Raw genomic sequence first — 15,517 nt, forward strand, 5'->3', positions numbered from 1 at the left:
TCTATGTTCGCCCGCGTCCACAGGCGATGGGGTTATTGGCTCAGTCGTCCAGCTTTACGCGCTTGCTCGTCCCACTGCGGCACCACCGTATTCAGGAAATCCTGTTTTTCGGCTTTGATTTGCTGCATGTTGAGCCCAATCGCCTGCTGCGCTTTTTCTTTCGTTGAGATATCTGGCAGTTTGACTTCGCCTGTCACGCCTTTTTGTGCCAACAGGCGCACCAGTTTGGTTCTCGCCTCGGCGGATTTACTCAGCGAGGTGCCAAGCATCCGTAAACCTTCGTCCGGCGCATGCATGTGAATACCGTGAGAGGCAACCGCCAGATCCCAGCGCCATTGCGCATGGCGGATATCCATCAGAATCGGCTGCATTTCCGCTTCGGTTGCGCCAGCATCCCAGGCCGCTTTGGCTTCGAAATGCGCGTGAACCAGCTGTTCTTCCGCTTTCAGTTTTAAGTCCTGAATAGCCGTTTTGCGTTCAGCAACCACCTTCTGCATCGCTGCTTTATCCTGCGTGTGGCAATTGGTGCAGGTTTCGCCGTAATTGTCGAAAGGGTTACCGATCTTGTGATCGGTATACAGCTTGCCGTCCGCGTTTTTCACTTTCGGCATATGGCAGTCGATACAGGTCACGTTGTTTTTGCCGTGGATACCAATGCTCCAGGTTTCATATTCTGGATGTTGAGCTTTCAGCATCGGTGCGCGGGAAAGGGTATTGGTCCAGTCGGAGAAGGAAATGGCGTCATAGTATTTTTCCATGTCTTCGACTTTCGTGCCGTTATCCCATGGAAATTTCACCGCCTTGTCTTTACCGGAAAAATAATATTCAACGTGGCATTGTCCACAGACCATAGACTGCTGCCCGAACCGGCTGGCTTGATCAAACGGTTTGCCAATCGATTCCATTGCGCGCTCAGCGTAAGGACGGGACAGCGTCAGCGCCGGTTTGCCCTGAGCGAAATCCGGGGACGCAGTATCATGGCAGTCCGCACAGCCGAGATCGTTAGTAATCTCCGGCCCGCCTCGCGCCCACTTGCCTTTGAAGTAACCGTCCTCACCTTCTTGTTGAATCAAGCGGGCGACATCCGGACTTTTACAACTCCAGCACGCCATCGGCAGAGGGCCATCTTCTGCCGTCTTTGGTGCGCCGGTACGCAGCGTTTCACGTACGTCCGTGATGGCATAGGCATGGCCGCGCGGCTTGTTATAGTCTCTGGAGAAGGGATAACCCGCCCAGAGAACCACCATCATAGGGTCTTCTGCCAGCGCATCGTGACGTTCTGACTGCTCGCTGGTTGCTTTCCACGAGTTGAATTGATCGGGGTGTTGAGCAGTGAAGACTGAATTTCTTGCTTCTATTGGAGCGGGAGGGGGTGACGCCGGAGCATCAGCGGAATAGGCTGGCATCATAAGAAAAAAACTGGCTACCATGCCCCACAGATAGGAGATTGACGTGCTTATCCTGACCATGCGTTTGTGTCCAATTTAAGCCGCCTACTGGCGGTCATTTTAGTTATCCATTTGACAGAAACCACAACAACTGTCGTGACATTACTCGCCCTATGAATAACAAAAAGATGCATTCAAAATATTGTTTTTGATCAAAGGTAAAGAAAAGTAATGAATCGTATCGAAAGTTATATGAGGCGTATCTCAATCACAAAGCGGTAGGCATAGCCGGAATAAAGCAGGGATTAAAAAATTAGGAGCTTAAGCGTTAAGTGCTTAAAAATTGCGAACTTAAGTATCAAGGTATGTGGCGCAAGCGCCGGGATACGATGCCATATCGGAATCTCACCCCAGTATATTTTCTGATAGAGCGTAGCATTTTGCTCAGTAGATCACATTCAGTCGCTTAATAAGCGGGGCTTAAGTGGCAAACATCATTCCATAACGTGCCCTTCGCTCTAAGGACGAGCGTTTAAGGCTTGAGATTCCATGCAAGACACGGCATAGGGCATCCGCGGGAACGTCATCGCCGTGGAGCCCCTGAAGCAACGCTTAAGTAAGCGGTATTAACCCTTCAGTCTGTCTTACTTTTCCTGACCATAGGCCAACGCCAGCTTGGCGTAGAAATCTTCCAGCGTAAAACGGGCATCAACGGCGTTATACACCCGAATCTGGCGCAAGTTCTTCTGAGGCGCATAGGTCAGATCGTCATTTAACTGTGGGGCATTAACCAACGTGTAATGATATTCGTGGTCATCCAACAACAGAGAAACGGCGGGGTTATCGCCTAAGACCCAGACTTCACTTTTCGGCCAGGGAACATCCTTAATGGTTTCAGAAATCGCACGATTAAACTCGATCAGCTGTTGCCACAGATACTCCCCAACTTTCCCCTGCGGCTTCACGCGCACGGCAAGCTCAGACAGCGAGACGCGCACGGACATATAGACATTATGTGGAACCTGCCACAAAGGCACCTGAGACTTGAATACGTTGTTCGCCGCAACCGGATCGTTGAACATATTGTATTCCCAGCCACCTTTCGGATAAGGCATGCCGCCAATCCATACTACCGTCATTTTGCTGGCGATCTTCGGTTCAGCCTGCAATGCGGCGGCGATATCCGTAATCGGCCCCATGACTAACACAAACAGCGGATGTGAATCGTCTTTTAACGCTTCCTTGATCAGCATTTGCGCCCCTTCACTCAACACAGGCGCGCCACCGTCGGCTTTCAGCGCTTGCGTCGCACCGCGATAAACGGGAATGTCCGTTTTTCCCATTACGTTCATCAGCCGCTGGAGCTCGTGGTAGCTTTCCATCATGCTGTTTTCGCCATCGCGTTTCATTAACGGCGCAGTGCGGGAATAATGGGCGGCAATCAGCCCTTTCACCTGCATCGTCGGCGTCAACACCGCATGGGCAACGGCAAAATCATCATCAGCCTCGTTTTTCGCATCGGCGCTGATGATGACGCGGATCTGTTTATGATCGGCCACGTCAAAAGGTGAGGTTTGCGCCTGCACGGTGAACGCACTGAGGAAAGGCAATGCCACGATCAACATGGCGAAACGGGAAAAATATCTGCGCATAGAGGTGATTATCCTTAACGGTGCTTGGCCGTCGTTGATATGGCAGCCCAGCGACGCAGGCTACCATCAGAGAACGCGGGCATACGACAACGCTGCCCGCAGCACGAAGACGCTATTTAAAAAGCTTCTGAACAAATTCGCTGTAGGCCGGTCGCCAGACGTCCATTTCATGGCCGAGATTCGGATAATGGCGGTAGTCAAACCGGATATTCTTCTGCTCCAGTGTCGTTTTCAGACCCGCAATATCCTTACCGGTGATGTTGTCGGTTCCGCCAATCACCACCGTAAAGTTATTCAGTTGCTGATTAATCTGCTCAGGCCGCTCAAGCTGCGCGGCAACGGCCGTGTTTGGCACCGTTTCAGTGGTAACGCCGCTGAACGTTGCCAGCCAGCCGAAGTGATCCAGGTGGCTCATGCCGGATACCAGCGCCTGATAGCCGCCCTGAGACAGCCCGGCCAGCGCCCTGCCGTTTGCATCCTGACGGACGTTAAAGCGTTTGCCGATCTCGGGGATGATGTCATGAATAAGTTCCCTGTCCGCCGCCAGCGCATTGCGCGGATAGAACACCTTACGGCGCTCCTGCGGTGGATATTCTTCAGGGATGATGCCGGGAACGTCCGTTTCCGTATCCGGAATAACAACCAGCATCGGCTCAATCTTTTTCTCTGCCAGCAGGTTATCCATCATCTGCGGTATCCGCCCCTGTACTACGGCCGATGCCCCCGTGTCACCAAAGCCATGATAGAAATAGAGTACCGGCAATGGTTTTGACGATTCGCTATAGCCCGGTGGCGTCCAGACATACACCTGACGCTCTGATTTCAACGCGTTGGAGTGATAGGTCAGCGTTCTCAGCTCGCCGTGTGGCACCTGACGCACGTCCAGAATGCTCCCCGGCACCAGAATCAGGCTGGTATTCACCTGACGCTGTGGCTTGGTAAACGCCGTGCCGGTATCGATGGTGCGAAAACCGTCCACGCTAAAGAAATATTCATACAGGTTCGGTGCCAACGCAGGCGTCTTGAACGACCACACGCCAGAGTCATCTTTCGTCATCACATGGGACACGATGCTATCGGGCGTCGAACCGGTAAAAACACTGACCTGCTTCGCCGTTGGCGCAAACAGGCGGAAGGTAATGCTGCTGTCCGCATTCACCGCCGTAACATACTGGCTCACAGGGACTGTGGCCGCGGGCATAACAGGAAAATCGGCAGGTAGCGCAGAAGCGTTGACAGAAACACCCGCCAATACACCCAGAGTCAATAATGATAAAGATATTTTCTTCATGTTCATTCGCATAATCCCATCCCGAATATCACGTAATCGAGTCTGTTTTCGCTAAATGTAGCGGCACCGCCGAAGCGATGCCGATGTGGTGACAGGTATTACCACCAGACTTCCGCTTGAACACCCACGGAGAATTGATCGCTCTTACTGTCGTTAAAGGTGGCCTTGCTGATATCGTTATCTTCAATTTTCAGGTAAGTACCATAAAAACGAATTTCCGGCCGTGACGTCAGGATACTGGTATTAACTTTGATGGCGTGATACAGCGTCGTTTTATACCCAGACTCATGGTAATTCACGCCGTTTGTTTTATTGGTCTGATTAAAGTACGCCAATTCCACCCCCGTCTGATTGAACTTATCCCAAATATAAGCAGGGCGAAGTACGGCACGAATACTATCAAAATCGGTATTTGCACCCGTGTCATAGCTGTATATATCATTACCTTGTGAATAAACCAACGCATTCGCCATAATAATATCATCACGCAAATACATTTCTCCTTGCGAGATCACACGGAATGCATTTCCTGAATGATTGCCGTAATAATCACCATTTCGGCTATACGTGGGGTTCGCATCAGATATATTGGCGAAACCGCTAGCGATAGCATTGCTGGCCCCCTGTACAGTAAATTCATTAAACCCGCCGTTATATAACCCCTGACGTAAAATGACGCCAGCGGTCCAGGCATCTTTCAGCTTATAAGACAAACCATCACTTTCGTCATTTTTCTGTATATTGTCTTTATTGGCTTGCGCATATTTTCCAATCAGAGACAATGTTGCATTATCCCATAGCGGAATACCTTTATAGCGAATATCGACCGCATTGGTATTGACCTGATGTTTATCCTGAGGCGAGCTGCTATTACGCGGGTTATATAATGCATGACGGGCGTTAACATCTTCACGATTCAACGAGATATCCAACTGCCCCACGCCCAGTTGCCAGTTTTCGATACCTACACCGCCTGCTGCTTCAGAACGGTGGCTTTTCCAGTCCAGCATCTGGATTTCATAGACGGGTAAAGTGTTTTTACCAACCCAAAAATCAGCTTCTGGCGCAAACGGTAAAAACCCTTTCGTTGTGACGTACATTTGAGAGAACTGCAGTTTATTTTCGTTAGTCGCGTCTTCACCAAACCAGGCGCTGTTGTACTGCATCCCTACATTACCGTCCAATTGGACCACGGCATCGACGCGCTTGTTGCCCTCTTCAAACACTTTCTGATTCAGAGAGAGATCAAACCAGCCGCTGTGCTCGTTGCCAAAACGTCCCAGCGAGCCGATCGCATAAGATTTTGGTGAACCATGATCGGCAGTTGCCCATCCCGAACGGAAATAGCCCGTGTAGCTAAAACCGAGATCATTTTTGACGTATTTACTAATTTCAGCCAGCGTCAGTGGTTTTGGCTGCGTATTTGCAGTCGCGACAACATCGACCGTGTTTGTCGCAGATTGCGCAACAGGTGCAGCGACAGCCTGGTTAGCCGGAGAGCTGTCAACAGATGCAACAGCCAGCATTTTATCCTTCACCGTTGAATTTGCGGCTACGCGTGTTTTATTTTCCGCGATCGCCTTATATTCACGCAGCTCTTTTTTCGTTGACTGCAATTCGGCTTTATTTGCCGCCAGTTCTTTCTCCAATAGTTCCAGTCTTTCTTCTACGGTCAATTTTGCGGCCATAGCACCATTAGACAAAAATATGGAAGACATCAGTAATACCATCATCTTTACAGGGAATTTTTTACGCATGATTATTATCCGAGTAGGGTACATTTTAACATTGGAAACAGCGGTTTTAAGTTGAGACAACCCCCTCGCGACGCTAGCCGCAAGTCCGCCTATTTATAAAAATTTTTGTAAAACCCACATGATCGTTTATATGATTTAATGGCTAGTCCATTCCCTCCCGTTTCATCTTATTCCCCTGCCATCTTTCCCATGGATAGTAAAAAAATAGAGTTCGCATTCATTCCAGATTTTATTTCTCTGAGAATGAATGCGTAAATGACTCACCGATGCGATGGTTTATTTCAACGTTTCACCATTAGAGGAAATGACCTCTTTATACCAGTAGAAACTTTTCTTACGCCGACGTTCTAATGTGCCGTTCCCTTCATCATCACGATCGACATAAATAAAGCCGTAGCGTTTCGACATTTCGGCTTTTGATGCACTCACCAGATCGATAGGCCCCCAGCAGGTATAACCCATCACCTCAACGCCATCTTCCAGCGCTTCACCCACTTGATACAGGTGATCGTTCAGGTATTTGATGCGATAGTCATCGTTAATGCTGCCATCGCTTTCAAGTTTGTCTTTGGCACCCAAACCGTTTTCCACAATGAACAGCGGTTTTTGATAACGGTCATACAGATAGTTCAGCAAATAGCGCAGCCCTTCCGGGTCGATCTGCCAGCCCCACTCGGAGCTTTCCAGATGCGGGTTCGGCACCATGTTCAAAATATTGCCGCGGGCTTTCAGGTTCGCTTCTTCATCCGTGGTTACACAGCCCGTCATGTAATAGCTGAAAGAAATGAAATCGATAGTTTCTTTCAGCGACTGGCGATCGTCTTCGGTTACCGTCAGCGTAATACCGTGCTGTGCAAAGAAACGCTTCATGTACGCCGGGTAGTATCCTCGGGCTTGGACATCGCCGAAGAACAGCCAATCGCGGTTCTGCTGCATCGTTTCCATGACATCCGCAGGCTTGCAGGTTAATGGATAGAACATGGAACCCAACATCATATTGCCGATTTTGGCATCAGGGATGATGTCATGGCACGCCTTCACCGCTTTAGCACTAGCCACAAGCTGGTGATGAATCGCCTGATAAATATCCTGCTTACTACTCTCGGTAGGTAAACCAATTCCTGTAAATGGTGCATGTAATGCGCAGTTAATTTCGTTGAACGTCAGCCAGTGTTTCACTTTGTCTTTATAGCGCTGGAATACCGTGCGGGCATAGCGCTCGAAGAACGTAATCGTTTCACGGCTTCCCCAGCCGCCGTAATTCTTCACCAGACCATAAGGCATTTCATAGTGGGACAGCGTCACCAGCGGCTGAATGCCATACTTTGCCATTTCATCCAACAGACGATCGTAAAATGCCAGTCCTGCCTCATTCGGCTGGGTTTCATCGCCCTGCGGGAAAATGCGCGTCCAGGCAATCGAGATTCTCAGGCATTTGAAGCCCATTTCAGCAAAGAGCGCGATATCTTCAGGATAACGGTGATAAAAATCGATCGCGGTGTCTTTGATTCCGCTATCGCTCGGCGTACGCGTGACGATCTCGCCAAAAATACCCTGTGGCTGTAAGTCGGACGTCGATAACCCTTTGCCGTCCGTTAAATACGCGCCTTCAACCTGATTGGCTGCAATCGCGCCGCCCCACAAGAATGCTTTCGGAAACTGATGGCTCATCTTTTCTCCTCCCAATTGGGTCGTAAATTTCAATGTCAGCGGATTAACGTCAGTAAAGCGCCCTGTTCCTGCACGGTGTTGCCGGCAGTAGGCAGAACATCAACGTAGTCTTCGCTATTGGTGATAATGACGGGCGTTGTCGTGTCATAGCCGGCTTTCTCAATCGCCTGATAATCAAACTCCACCAGAAGATCGCCCTGCTTCACGACATCGCCGGTCTTAATGTGTGCAGTGAAATACTGACCATCCAATTTCACCGTATCGATACCGACGTGAATGAGCACCTCGGCTCCCTCTTCCGATTCGAGCCCAATGGCATGGTTAGTCTTGAACAGCGAGGCGACCGTGCCATTCACCGGTGAAACCACGCGCCCGGCCTGCGGCTTAATCGCAATGCCTTTTCCCATCAACCCACTGGCGAACGTTTCATCACCAACCTGTTCAAGCGGCAGCGCCGTGCCCTCGATGGGACTGCTTATCTCTTGCTTACGCGTCGCATCACTCTGGCGTGGTGTCGCTTGCGGTGCAGCCACAGGAGCATTAGCGTCTGTCGTTTTTTCTTGCGCCGGAATCCCAAACGCCCAGGTTGCTACCGCCGCGAAGGTAAAGGCAATCGCTGTACCAATAATCGCGGCCCAGACCGTATTATCGACGCCTATCGGTGGAATAACCTGAGTAAAGGTGAAGATGCTCGGGAAGCCGAAGGAATAGATAGTGGTATGGAAATATCCCAGAATGGCCGCACCCATTGCGCCACCAACACAGCCAAAAATGAAGGGACGTTTCAGCGGTAGCGTGACGCCATACACCGCCGGTTCCGTAATACCAAAGATCGCAGCCGAGAAAGCCGAACCGGAAATTCCTTTCAGCTTCATATCACGAGTACGCAGCAGCACGCCCAGTACCGCTCCCGCCTGCCCTAATACCGCAGGAACCAGTAGCGGCATCATAGTGTCATGACCTAATACGCTGAGGTTATTGATCATCAGCGGCGTTAGCCCCCAATGCAGACCAAAGATCACGAACACCTGCCACAGCGCCCCCATCAACGCGCCCGCAATCATGGAGTTCAGCCCATAAATCAGCTGGTAGCCGCTAGCCAGCATATGTCCAAGCCAGGTTGCCGCAGGACCAATCAGCAGGAACGTGACAGGAACCGTAATGCAAAGGCACAGCAGCGGCGTGAAGAAATTGCGGATATTGATATGCAAGATGGCATTCAGCGGTTTTTCCAGACGTGAAGCAAGCCAGGCCGAGAAAATAATCGGAATAACGGAAGAAGCATAATTGATGAAGGTAATCGGAATGCCGAGGAAATACAGTTGTTGATAACCCGCATTCTGCATGGCACCAAATTCAGCGATCATGGATGGATGCACCAGCGTGGCACCAATTACCATGGTAACAAATGGATTGCCACCAAATTTCTTCCCTGCGGTATAGCCTAATACTACCGGGAAGAAAAAGAATAACGCATCGCTTGCCGCAAACAGCACTTTATAGGTTCCGCTGGTTTCAACCATCCAACCACACGCCAGACTAAGCGCGAGGAAACCTTTTAAAATACCCGATGCCGCCATCACCCCAATTAACGGCGTAAATATTCCAGAAATAATATCAATGAAGCGGGAGAAGATATTTACTTTTTTCTCATCGCCCTCTTCATGATCCTCGGAATCAGTCCTATCGGTCAATCCAGAAATATCCAGTAAGCTGCGATAGACGTCGCTGACATGATTGCCTACGACGACCTGAAACTGTCCGCCGCTTTCAACCACCATAATCACGCCTGAGTTATCTTTCAGCGCCGCGGCATCCGCTTTTTTGTTGTCTTTTAATTTAAAACGTAATCGGGTTGCGCAGTGCATGACGCTAATGATGTTGCCGCGCCCGCCGACACCATCGAGTATCTCACTTGCTAATGCTTTGTATTCCATCGTCTATCCTTAATACTAAACAGACTTAAATATCAATGATTTAAGATTGCCAGTTCTGTTTGAGACAAAAAAAAACCTAAATCGCTTTTCCCAATAAACATTGAGAAAACGATTTAGGTTTTGCCTGCCCGCCGAGACCAGCCTGACAGTAACAATCCTGCTTGTTTGTCAGCGTGATTACTGCGCCGACAATAAAACCAACTTCATCTGATAATTTGCTTTCCACATACTTTATGCTTTCACTTTCACCGTGTGCAAGTACATTTATCTTATCACACGGCTATTTTGTGACGAAAAGCAAATTAGCAGAAATTATTCCCCATCACCTGGTTCTATTTTATCCTGACCTTCTGTCCGAACACGTTCAATATGAATCGTTAAGAACATCAGCTCTTCTTTCGTTAACGTGTAGTGATATTTTTGAATAATATGCGCTTGTATTTTTTCCGCACAGCGATAAGAAAGTTGATACCGTTCTTTCACAACATCATGTAATGATTCATCATCACTAAATACTGTGCTTTTTCCTATTAGCCTCTGCGCGAAAAACTTCAAATGCGTCACAAAACGGTGATAGCTTAACGCTTGTTCGTTATAATCCAGATTCAGCTGATATTTTACAATATTCAGTATTTCCTGCATGATTTTGGTAATTTGCAGTACTTCCGGCATTTCGCTATCGAGCTGTGCGTTCACCAAGTGCAGAGCAATAAACCCGGCTTCATCTTCCGGTAAGCGCACGGCCAAACGCTGCTCAATAATATCCAGCGCTTCCAGACCAACAGCGAACTCTTTTGGATACAGGCGCTTTATTTCCCATAACAGTACATTGCGGATATCCACCCCTTGTTTATGGCGTTCTATCGCAAAATGGCAGTGATCCGTTAAAGAGATATAGACGCTGTTTTGCAATTTCCCCGGCAAACGGTCTTTTGCCAGCAAAATGATCTTGTCAGCTGTCGTGATGACATCCATCGGAATCTCTGACAGCAGCTCCTGTAGGCGTGACGTCAGCTCCCCGGATTTCATCACAAACACACGTTCAATCAGCGTTTCGTCCAGCAGATCGCCAGAGTGCTTTTTGAAGCCCAGCCCGCGTCCCATCACAACCGACTCATTATTGTTTTCGTCGATTACGGTAACGACATTATTGTTGAGTATTTTGGCAATCTTCATTTTTCAAACCCTGGAAACAAAAAAACCAGACACCCGTAGCAAGAACGAGCATCTGGTTTTGCCTGCTTACGCAGTAACAATCCGCAATGGCAGGTAAACTACCATCTGCCTTTATCTTCTCAAGAAGCATGGCACAAAAACGTGATACGGATCGACAGAAAAGCGTGCTGCTTACACGTATTTTCTTTATTTATCGTCAGCCGTTACAAGAATCGACCACTTGCCCCCGTTCGCCGTAGTACCGCATTCATACAGCGAATGTCTTAGGCAGTTGCGCAACAAAGTTGGGTAAAAACACCAAATCGCTCAGTTTTTTGCGTAAACGCGACAAAATATTCAATTTCATACCTTTTACCACCTTGTTTCTCGTCGCTTAATAACTATAATACGGAACGTCGTTTCAATTGAATGGTTTCAGCTAAACAACGTGCCACTATCAATAACATTATTATCAACGGCATCGCCAACGCGAATCCCGCTAATCTTATGCGACGAGCGGCTGCGCACTTCATCACCCATTCACTACGACCATCTATACTTACCTCTTCTATACTGTTTCCTCATACATTCTTTCCAGCGGCTTGTCTCGCATCGCCACTGGTTCACTCGTTTTTTTATCCATCACAACTTGTAGAAACTATCGTATGAAAAAGACAAAAATTGTTTGTACCATCGGGCCGAAAACAGAGTCAGAAGAAATGCTTGGCAACCTGCTGTCTGCTGGCATGAATGTTATGCGCCTGAACTTCTCTCACGGGGATTACGCAGAACACGGTCAACGCATCAAGAACCTGCGTGCCGTTACGGAAAAAACCGGCAAGAAAGCCGCTATCCTGCTTGACACCAAAGGCCCAGAAATCCGCACCATGAAGCTGGAAAACGGCGCTGACGTAACACTGACCGCTGGTCAGACGTTCACGTTCACCACCGATCAGAGCATCGTGGGCAACAAAGATCGCGTCGCCGTCACGTACGCGGGCTTTACTGAAGACCTCAGCGTCGGTAACACCGTTCTGGTTGATGACGGTCTGATCGGCATGCAGGTTACCGCAATCAACGGTAACGACGTTGTCTGTAAAGTGCTGAACAATGGCGATCTGGGCGAGAATAAAGGCGTCAACCTGCCTGGCGTTTCTATCCAACTGCCTGCACTGGCTGAAAAAGACAAACGCGACCTGATTTTCGGTTGCGAACAAGGTGTCGATTTCGTTGCAGCTTCCTTTATCCGTAAACGTTCCGACGTTGAAGAGATTCGCGCTCACCTGAAAGCACACGGTGGCGAGCACATCCAGATCATCTCCAAGATCGAAAACCAGGAAGGTCTGAACAATTTCGACGAAATCCTGGAAGCGTCTGACGGCATTATGGTCGCTCGTGGCGATCTGGGCGTTGAAATCCCGGTTGAAGAAGTGATCTTCGCGCAGAAAATGATGATCGAAAAATGTAATCTGGCACGCAAAGTGGTTATCACCGCGACGCAAATGCTGGATTCCATGATCAAAAACCCACGTCCTACCCGCGCTGAAGCCGGCGACGTCGCTAACGCCATCATCGACGGTACCGATGCCGTTATGCTGTCTGGTGAAAGTGCGAAAGGTAAATACCCGCTGGAATCCGTTACCATCATGGCAACGATCTGTCAGCGTACGGATTCTGTGATGAAAAGCCGTCTGGATACCATCAAGACGCCTGGCGTACTGCGTATCACCGAAGCCGTCTGCCGCGGTGCGGTAGAAACGGCAGAGAAACTGGATGCACCGCTGATTGTCGTTGCGACCAGCGGCGGTAAGTCTGCCAAATCCATCCGTAAATACTTCCCGAATGCCCGCATTCTGGCGCTGACAACTAACGAAGTCACCGCGCGTCAGCTGCTGCTGAGCAAAGGCATTGATACGCTGCTGGTGAAAGAAATCGCGTCTACCGATGATTTCTACCGCATCGGTAAAGAAGCGGCGCTGAACAGCGGTTATGCGCAGGCTGGCGACGTTGTAGTAATGGTCTCTGGCGCACTGGTTTCCAGCGGCACCACCAACACCTCTTCTGTACACCGTCTCTGATCCTAACAATCAGATCGGTAAAAAGCGCCTTAATGGCGCTTTTTTTATATTCTGAAACGACTTCCTACAGTGCGATAACCTAATTAATGCGTTTGCGTAACACGCCATTTAATAGCCTAAAGCCTCGGAGTTATCCGATAAAAATAGCACTGTTTTCCTTACTTTTTTAATGAATATGTAAAACTCGCTGTTTCTTTGAGCGAACGATCAAAATTAAGCATGTTCTCATCAAAAATTTATTCTCATTAGAAAAAAGTTTGTGTAATACTTGTAACGCTACATGGAGATTAACTCAATCTAGAGGGTATTAATAATGAATCGTACTAAACTGGTACTGGGCGCGGTAATCCTGGGTTCTACTCTGCTTGCTGGTTGTTCAAGCAACGCTAAAATTGATCAGCTGTCTTCTGACGTTCAGACTCTGAACGCTAAAGTTGACCAACTGAGCAACGACGTGAACGCAATCCGCTCTGACGTACAAGCTGCTAAAGACGACGCAGCTCGTGCTAACCAGCGTCTGGACAACCAAGTTCGTACTTACAAAAAGTAATCGAACTGGTTAAGTAGTGAAAATGGCGCACAATGTGCGCCATTTTTTTGCCTGCGTTTTACGCTTTCAGCTTTCTCTTTCAATCCCTTTTGTCGCCTGTTCAAGCCTATTCATCCCTCCACTCGATCCCTGAGCCAGCACAGATGCGCCTGAACGCATCTGGCCGAGTTATTTGATTATTACCGAGCGGTGGTACTGATAGCGGTGATCGGCGCAGCCTGATGCGTTCCAGGCGCTTCTGGGGCTGATTCTACCGGTGGCTGGTATGTATTGATATCTTGCCCTACGCTCACCACGATTGGCATACCTGAGCGACGCACAATCGCATCAGCAACCGCTTTACTGTCCGTCTCCGCATCTTTGACAAACTTCTGCGTCTTCGCCGTCAGCGGAATCGGCATGGTTTGCGGATCGTCCTTATCGGTCTTGGATAAAGGCTGATGCACTTCAACGTAGCGTTTGCCGTCCGGTTCAACGGAGGTTTTAATCGCATCGTTAACAATCTGCACTCGCGTACCGACTGGCACGTTGTCGAACAACGCCTTAATGTCATCCGGGCGCAGACGAATACAGCCAGAGCTCACGCGCATGCCGATGCCAAAGTCCGCGTTTGTACCGTGCAGCAGATACACGCCGCCGTGCGCGGACAGACGCAACGCATGTAGCCCCATCGGGTTATCCGGGCCGGCCGGAACAACAGCTGGCAGTTTAATACCCTGCTCTTCAAGATAATGCTTACGGATGTTCGCCGTTGGCGTCCAGGTCGGGTTCTCACGTTTCTCGCTCACGCTGGTCGTCATCAGTGGCGTATTGCGCCCCAGTTGACCGATACCGATCGGGTAAACGATGACGGTATTCTTCCCTTTCGGGTAGTAGTAGAGACGCAGCTCTGCCAGATTGACCACAATGCCTTCACGCGGGGTATCCGGCAGCAGCATTTGCGTGGGGATCGTGAGCGTGGAACCCGCTTTCGGCAGGTAAGGATCCACACCAGGGTTCGCTTCCATCATGCCCAATAAACCAATCTTGAAATCCGCAGCGATAGCTTCCAGCGGACGACCATCATTGGGGACCGTATAAGCGATATTCTCACCGATAAGGCGACTATTTGGTGGCGGTAGCGGGTATTCCGTCGCTTTGGCGACGGTGCTGGTCAGGTATGCCGCGAAGGCCATACCGAGTAAAGTTAACGCGCGTTTCATATTAGGTTCCCTACAATCAATAACATCTGGTTATGTACCCAGAATGCAGTATCCGGCTATATCTCTTGATCTGGTATCAATCCGGCTATTACTGCCTCTCTCCACCGAACGTGGGTATATATTAGCATTGTTGTAACAAAAGAATATTTTATTTAAAAATCAAAGCATTGATATTCAATTCTTTACAAAGCAGAGTCAGCATAAAATTTAATGGGAAATAAATATACGGGACGAATTCTGAAATATCAGCGAGTTAATAAATATACCGGAAAACAATAACGTACCGTTGGTAAAAATCAGTAAATGAAAAAACAAAAAAGCGCTGGACGTTTTTTCCGTCACAGCGCTTTTTTTATACTTCAGGAAAGCAGAAAACAGGGAAGACAATTAAAGCAGTGCGGCGGCGTGCGCACGAATCGCGCGCAGCATTGCCTCAAGCCCCTGAGAGCGGGATGGCGTCAGGTGTTGATTCAACGCCAGCGATTCAAAGAAAGGCCGCACATCCAGCTCAACTATCTCCTGCGCTGTCAGACCCTGATACAGGCTGAAAACCACCGCAATCAGCCCCTTCACGATAGCGGCATCGCTGTCGCCGTGCAGAACGATAACGCCCTGCTCATCAGGCTGCGCCACAATCCAAACCTGGCTCTGGCACCCCGAAATCAAGTTATCCGGATTACGCCATTCATCGGGCAACGGATCAAGACGCTCCCCTAGCTCGATGATATAAAGATATTTCTCTTCCCAGTCATTACAACGCGCAAAGTTGCGCGCCAGTTTCTGCGGTTCTGGCAGACTCGCCATGGTTTCCTCCCCGAACAGTATGCGCGTGGCGC

The 15,517-nt window shown here is 49.2% G+C and carries 11 protein-coding genes; 2 read left to right on the plus strand and 9 right to left on the minus strand.

Translation table 11 applies throughout. The features are described from left to right. Nucleotides 1-32 precede the first annotated feature (32 nt). The 7 genes from nrfA to licT all read right to left on the minus strand — a co-directional run bounded on the left by nrfA (nucleotide 33) and on the right by licT (nucleotide 10,872). Entirely contained in the window at nucleotides 33-1,409 is a 1,377-nt protein-coding gene (gene nrfA, locus R9X49_RS09055; RefSeq protein WP_319848623.1) for an ammonia-forming nitrite reductase cytochrome c552 subunit, read from the minus strand. 623 nt (nucleotides 1,410-2,032) lie between these two features. Then, nucleotides 2,033-3,040, minus strand: a complete 1,008-nt coding sequence (locus R9X49_RS09060) for a nucleoside hydrolase (RefSeq protein WP_319848063.1) — start codon at nucleotides 3,038-3,040, stop codon at nucleotides 2,033-2,035. 112 nt (nucleotides 3,041-3,152) lie between these two features. Beyond that, entirely contained in the window at nucleotides 3,153-4,343 is a 1,191-nt protein-coding gene (locus R9X49_RS09065) for an alpha/beta hydrolase (RefSeq protein WP_319848064.1), read from the minus strand. Nucleotides 4,344-4,429: 86 nt separating this feature from the next. Further along, nucleotides 4,430-6,088, minus strand: coding sequence for a carbohydrate porin (locus tag R9X49_RS09070; protein WP_319848065.1), 1,659 nt, complete (start codon nucleotides 6,086-6,088; stop codon nucleotides 4,430-4,432). Nucleotides 6,089-6,364: 276 nt separating this feature from the next. Continuing rightward, entirely contained in the window at nucleotides 6,365-7,759 is a 1,395-nt protein-coding gene (locus tag R9X49_RS09075; RefSeq protein WP_319848066.1) for a 6-phospho-beta-glucosidase, read from the minus strand. Between the two features lie 35 nt (nucleotides 7,760-7,794). Further along, nucleotides 7,795-9,696 carry a PTS beta-glucoside transporter subunit IIABC gene (bglF, locus tag R9X49_RS09080; RefSeq protein WP_319848067.1) on the minus strand — a complete coding sequence of 634 codons (1,902 nt, stop codon included), beginning with the start codon at nucleotides 9,694-9,696 and terminating at the stop codon, nucleotides 7,795-7,797. Nucleotides 9,697-10,008: 312 nt separating this feature from the next. After that, the gene (gene licT, locus R9X49_RS09085) at nucleotides 10,009-10,872 is read right to left on the minus strand and encodes a BglG family transcription antiterminator LicT (RefSeq protein WP_015840653.1); all 864 of its coding nucleotides are present in this window, start codon (nucleotides 10,870-10,872) and stop codon (nucleotides 10,009-10,011) included. 644 nt (nucleotides 10,873-11,516) lie between these two features. On the opposite strand from licT, the gene pykF reads away from it, so the two are divergent. Next, a complete protein-coding gene (gene pykF / locus R9X49_RS09090; protein WP_015840654.1) occupies nucleotides 11,517-12,929 on the plus strand; it encodes a pyruvate kinase PykF in 1,413 nt (470 codons plus the stop codon). A gap of 313 nt (nucleotides 12,930-13,242) precedes the next feature. Then, on the plus strand, nucleotides 13,243-13,479 hold the full coding sequence (locus tag R9X49_RS09095) for a major outer membrane lipoprotein (protein ID WP_005970385.1): 237 nt from the start codon (nucleotides 13,243-13,245) through the stop codon (nucleotides 13,477-13,479). 179 nt (nucleotides 13,480-13,658) lie between these two features. Here R9X49_RS09095 and R9X49_RS09100 read toward each other — a convergent pair whose 3' ends face one another. After that, nucleotides 13,659-14,681, minus strand: coding sequence for a L,D-transpeptidase family protein (locus tag R9X49_RS09100; protein WP_319848069.1), 1,023 nt, complete (start codon nucleotides 14,679-14,681; stop codon nucleotides 13,659-13,661). A gap of 387 nt (nucleotides 14,682-15,068) precedes the next feature. Then, nucleotides 15,069-15,485, minus strand: a complete 417-nt coding sequence (gene sufE, locus R9X49_RS09105; protein ID WP_015840657.1) for a cysteine desulfuration protein SufE — start codon at nucleotides 15,483-15,485, stop codon at nucleotides 15,069-15,071. Between the last annotated feature and the right edge of the window lie 32 nt (nucleotides 15,486-15,517).

This window comes from Pectobacterium carotovorum, assembly GCF_033898505.1.
GTDB classification, from domain to species: Bacteria; Pseudomonadota; Gammaproteobacteria; order Enterobacterales; family Enterobacteriaceae; genus Pectobacterium; species Pectobacterium carotovorum_J.